At 61.3% G+C, this 5,013-nt stretch carries 4 protein-coding genes; all 4 read right to left on the bottom strand.

Features of this window, described 5'->3' with window-relative positions:
• Positions 1-203 precede the first annotated feature (203 nt).
• The gene (locus tag EN969_RS16320; protein WP_063168961.1) at positions 204-1,376 is read right to left on the bottom strand and encodes an iron-containing alcohol dehydrogenase; all 1,173 of its coding nucleotides are present in this window, start codon (positions 1,374-1,376) and stop codon (positions 204-206) included.
• A gap of 17 nt (positions 1,377-1,393) precedes the next feature.
• Positions 1,394-2,782 (bottom strand): aldehyde dehydrogenase family protein, encoded by a 1,389-nt coding sequence (locus EN969_RS16315; protein WP_063168962.1) that lies wholly within the window; start codon positions 2,780-2,782, stop codon positions 1,394-1,396.
• A 127-nt stretch (positions 2,783-2,909) separates the two neighbouring features.
• The gene (locus EN969_RS16310; protein WP_013529682.1) at positions 2,910-4,280 is read right to left on the bottom strand and encodes a glutamine synthetase family protein; all 1,371 of its coding nucleotides are present in this window, start codon (positions 4,278-4,280) and stop codon (positions 2,910-2,912) included.
• A gap of 87 nt (positions 4,281-4,367) precedes the next feature.
• Positions 4,368-5,013 (bottom strand): amino acid permease (locus EN969_RS16305; protein WP_127419244.1); only part of this gene is annotated, 646 nt, incomplete at its 5' end.

Genomic DNA, 5,013 nt, shown 5'->3' with positions numbered 1-5,013 from the left:
ATGCGGTATCGTTTTCATGTGACAGCCAGATGAAAGCTTTGTGAAAGCGGCTGCTCGCAGTGCGAAAAAGTAAACTCTTTTTAACCTGATGTAGCAATCGCTCCGCGATTCTTTTTCCGGCTAACTAGTTTGTGCCTTGCCCGTCATCCTCCCCCTTGTTTTCATAGCCCCTTTTCAGATCACTTTGCGGCGCGGAAAACGCCTCAGACCGTGCCGGCAATGGCGTTTTCGAGCAAGGTCAGCGCCGCCTTCTTGGTCAGCTTGACCGGGTTACCGCCGGCGGTCGGATCGACCACCGCCATGTCGGCGATCAGCGCCTTGCGCTTCTTGTCCATGTCGAGCCCCTTGATAAGGCCCGGCAGCGCATGCGGCACCTTCAATTCCTTGCGCAGCTTGATAATCGCCTTGGCGAACCCGTCGAAGCCGCCCTTGATGCCGCAATAGGCGGCGAGCCGGCCGATACGCTCCTCGATGGAGTCACGGTTGAAGGCGAGCACATAGGGCATGAACACCGCATTGGTCATGCCGTGATGGGTGTCATAGAGCGCACCGACCGGATGCGACAGCGAATGGATGGCGCCGAGCCCCTTCTGGAAGGCAGTGGCGCCCATGGCGGCGGCGCTCATCATGTGGGCGCGCGCGACGAGATCCCTGCCGTTGGCATAGGCCTTCGGCAGGTTCTCGAAGACCAGCCTCACACCTTCGACGGCGATGCCGTCGGCCATCGGATGATAGCCCGGCGCGCAATAGGCCTCGAGACAGTGGGCGAGCGCATCCATGCCGGTGCCGGCGGTGATGAAGCCGGGCATGCCGACCGACAGCTCCGGATCGGCAATAACGATTGCTGGCAAAAGTTTCGGATGGAAGATGACCTTCTTGGTGTGCGTCGCCTCATTGGTGATAACGCCGGCGCGGCCAACTTCCGATCCGGTCCCGGCGGTGGTCGGCACGGCGATGATCGGCGCGATGGCGTCCGAATTGGCGCGCGTCCACCAGTCGTCGACATCCTCGAAATCCCATACCGGCCTGACCTGCCCGACCTGGAAGGCGATCAGCTTGCCGAGATCGAGCGCCGAACCGCCGCCGAAGGCGATGACGCCGTCATGTTTGCCCTTCTTGAACACGGCGATGCCGGCGGTCAGATTGGACTCGACCGGGTTAGGCCTGACCTCGGAGAAGACGCCGTAAGGAACCTTGGCGTCGTCGAGTATCTTCAGCGTCGAGGCGACGACCGGCAGTTTCGCCAGTCCAGGGTCGGTGACGAACAACGGCCGCTTGATGCCGGTGGCCGCCAGCACCTCAGGCAATTCCTTGATGCGGCCGGCGCCGAAGCGGACGGTGGTGGGGTAGTTCCATTTGGAGATCAGCTTGGACATTTTTGTCTTTCAATAAATCAGATGGCTTCGCGCAGATGGAATGATTTCGGCCGGGTCAGATTGTCGTAGCCGATGGCCGACAAGCCCGCACCCTTGCCGGTGTCCTTGACGCCGGTCCAGACCAAGGCCGGGTCGAGGTAGTCGCAGCGGTTCATGAACACCGTGCCGGTCTCGACGCGGTTGCCGATCGCCACGGCATGCTCGGTATCGCGCGTCCAGATCGAAGCGGTCAGCCCGTAGGGACTGTCGTTCATCAGCGCGATCGCCTCTTCGTCGTTGCGCACCTTCATGATGCCGACGATCGGGCCAAAGCTTTCCTCGCGCATGACGCTCATCTGATGATCGACTTCTGTCAGCACCTCAGGTGCCAGATAAGGCGAACCAGCCTTGTCGTTAGCCACCTTCATGTTGATGTGCGCCTTGGCACCCTTGCGCAGCGCTTCCGCCTTCTGTTCACGGATCAGGTCAGCAAAGCGCGCCTGCGCCATCGGTCCCATCGTCGTCGCCTGATCGAGCGGATTGCCGACGACATAGTTCTTTGTCTCGGCGATGAAGCCTTCGACGAATTCGTCATAGACCTTCTCGTGCACATAAACGCGTTCGATGCCGCAGCAGCACTGGCCGGAATTGTAGAAGGCGCCGTCGACCAGATTGGCGACCGCATGGTCCATCTTGGCGTCGGGCAGCACATAGGCCGGATCCTTGCCGCCAAGCTCGAGGCCGAGCGTCATGAAGGTGCCCGCCGCCGCCTTTTCGATGGCGCGGCCGCCGCCGACCGAACCGGTGAAATTGACGTGGTCGATCTTGCCCGAGCCGAGCAGCCTTTCGGTCTGGGCGTGGTTCAGCACGACATTCTGGAACACGCCCTTGGGCAGGCCGATCTTGTCGAAAGCCTGCTGAAAGCGCTCGCCGACCAGCAGCGTCTGCGCCGCATGCTTCAGGATCACGGTGTTGCCGGCCATCAGCGCCGGCACGATGGTGTTGACGGCGGTCAGATAGGGATAATTCCACGGCGCGATCACCATGACGACGCCGAGCGGGTCTTTCTTCACATAGCGGCGGAAACCGTCCTTGGGGTTGGAGGCCGGCACCGATTTGAGCGCCTGCTCGGCGATCTCGACCATGTAGTTGGTGCGTTCCCTGACGCCGCCGAATTCGCCGCCATAGCGCACGGGCCGCCCCATCTGCCAGGCGATTTCCGGCACGATCTCGTCGGTCATCGCGACCAGCGCTTCCAGCATAGCCAACATGTACTTGCCGCGCTCGACGATAGGTGTCTCAGCCCACTTCTCTTGCGCCGCCTTGGCGCGTTCCACTGCGGCGTTGATCGCCTGGTCTGTAGCAATCGGCCGCTCGGCATAGATCGAGCCATCGACGGGGGTAATGAGTTTGACCGTCTCGGTCATTTTGTAAGTCCTCGTATTCTACAACAAAATCGTGTGGCCTGGCGCTGCCCCTCATCTGCCTGCCGACAGCCTCTCCCCACGGGGAAAGGCTAAGAGTGAAGGGGTGGCGCCGACGAACCGCCGATACCTAATACCGCTCGAAACCTCTGTGCAGTTCCCAATCCGTAATCCGGCGGTCGTATTCGAACTGCTCCCACTTTGCGGTGTGGACATAGTGTTCGAGCACATCCTCGCCGAGCGCCTGCTTGAGCATCTTCGACTTCGCCAGCGTGTCGGTGGCATCGCGCAGCGTCTTCGGAATCTCCGGCAGGCGAGATGCCTGATAGGCATCGCCGACGAACGGCTTCTGCAATTCCAGCTTTTCGTCGATGCCGGCAAGGCCGGCGGCGATCAGGGCTGCGAAAGCAAGATACGGGTTGAGGTCGGCGCCACCGATGCGGCATTCCATGCGGATGCCCTTGGTGCCCTCGCCGCACAGGCGGAAGCCTGCGGTGCGGTTGTCTTCGCTCCACATGATCTTGGTCGGCGCGAAGGTGCCGGCCTGGAAGCGCTTGTAGGAGTTGATATAGGGCGCCAGGAACCAGGTGAATTCCTTGGCGTATTTGAGCTGGCCGGCGGCCCATTGCTGGCCGAGTGTCGACAGCGTCCAGTCGGCCTTTTTGTCGAAGAACAGCGGTGTCTTGCCGTCGGCGCTCCACAGCGAATTGTGGATGTGGCTGGAATTGCCGGCGAGCCCGTAATTATACTTGGACATGAACGAAATCGCCTTGCCCTCGGACTCGGCGATTTCCTTGGCGCCGTTCTTCAGGATGACGTGGCGGTCGGCCATGTCGAGCGCCTCGGCATAGCGCACATTGATCTCTTCCTGGCCCGGACCCCACTCGCCCTTGGAATTCTCGATCGGAATGCCGGCCGCTTCCATTTCGTTGCGAAGCCGGCGCATGACGCCTTCTTCCTTGGTGGTGATGCCGATCTGGTAGTCGCCGATATAGGGCGATGCGGTGTCGAGACCTTGCCAGTGCTTCTTGCGGGCCGAATCGTAGGTCTCGTTGAACAGATAGAATTCGAGCTCGGATGCGAAATAGCCGATATAGCCGCGCTCGCTCAGCCGCTTGACCTGCTTCTTCAAGATGGCGCGCGGCGAATGCGGCAGGTCGTCATGCGTGTGGTGGTCGAGCACGTCGCAGATCACGAGCGCGGTCTTTTCCAGCCAGGGAATGCGCCGCAGCGTGGCGAGATCCGGCTTCATGACGAAATCGCCATAGCCCTTCGACCAACTCGCCGCCTTGTAACCCGGCACCGGCTCCATATCGATGTCGGCGGCCAGCAGATAATTGCATCCATGCGTTTCGTCATGCGCGGAATCGACGAAGTACTGCGCCAGGAAGCGTTTTCCCGCCAGCCGTCCCTGCATGTCGACGATGCAGGCCAGCACGGTGTCGATCTCACCGCTGGAGACCGCTTTCTTCAACTGATCGAACGAGAAATTTCCGGCCATTCCTTTGGCACTCCAGCGCTTGGGCTTTGAATGAGTTGAACGAAACCATGGCCGGCACGATGCCGGCCATGGCCATGATGGTGGAGGTCAGTGGCCGGTTTCGCCGACTGCCTGTTCGGCCGCCTTGATGGCCGCCTGACGCGCCGCAATGATGTCGCCGAGCGGCGGCCCCTGGAAGCGGCGCTTCTCGAAGCCGAACCAGACGACTGCCGTCAGGATGAAGAAGCCGACGGTGATGTAGAGCGCCCAATCGTTCGGCGGCTGGATGCCGATGATGAAGATCAGGATCATTGAGACGATCGACAGGAAGGCGAACAGCATGAACACGCCGCGCCCCATGTTCCAGGGACCCATCTTGTCCCACTTCGGCGTGCCCCAGGCGAGCATGCCGAGCACGATCGGCACGGTGAAGGAGAGGAACAGGAAGATGACGGTGCAGGAAACCACGATGGTGTAGGCCGAAGTGCCTGCGACCGAAACCAGCGTCGAACCCCAGACGAACAGCACCGACAGGATCGAAGCCGTCCAGATCGCCGCCACCGGCGTGCGGTAGGTCGGGCTGACCTTGGCGAGTGCCGCCGAACCCGGCAGGCCGCCGTCACGCGAGAAGGCGAAGATCATGCGCGAGGCAGACGTCACCGTGGCAAGGCCGCACAGCAGCTGCGCGACGAACACGACGAGGTAGACGAACTCCTTGATGCCGGGGCTTATACGCTGGTCGAAGGCCCAGAAG

Source organism: Mesorhizobium sp. M7A.F.Ca.CA.003.01.2.1 (genome assembly GCF_003998945.1).
GTDB lineage: Bacteria > Pseudomonadota > Alphaproteobacteria > Rhizobiales > Rhizobiaceae > Mesorhizobium > Mesorhizobium ciceri.
Note: the sequence above shows the minus strand (reverse complement) of the source record. Positions and strands in the feature narration are given on the sequence as shown.

Bases quoted from the DNA above. Each gene is read 5' to 3' on its own strand.
- EN969_RS16320 (WP_063168961.1), bottom strand. From the start codon at position 1,376: ATGTCCAAGCTGATCTCCAAATGGAACTACCCCACCACCGTCCGCTTC.
- EN969_RS16310 (WP_013529682.1), bottom strand. From the start codon at position 4,280: ATGGCCGGAAATTTCTCGTTCGATCAGTTGAAGAAAGCGGTCTCCAGC.
- EN969_RS16315 (WP_063168962.1), bottom strand. From the start codon at position 2,782: ATGACCGAGACGGTCAAACTCATTACCCCCGTCGATGGCTCGATCTAT.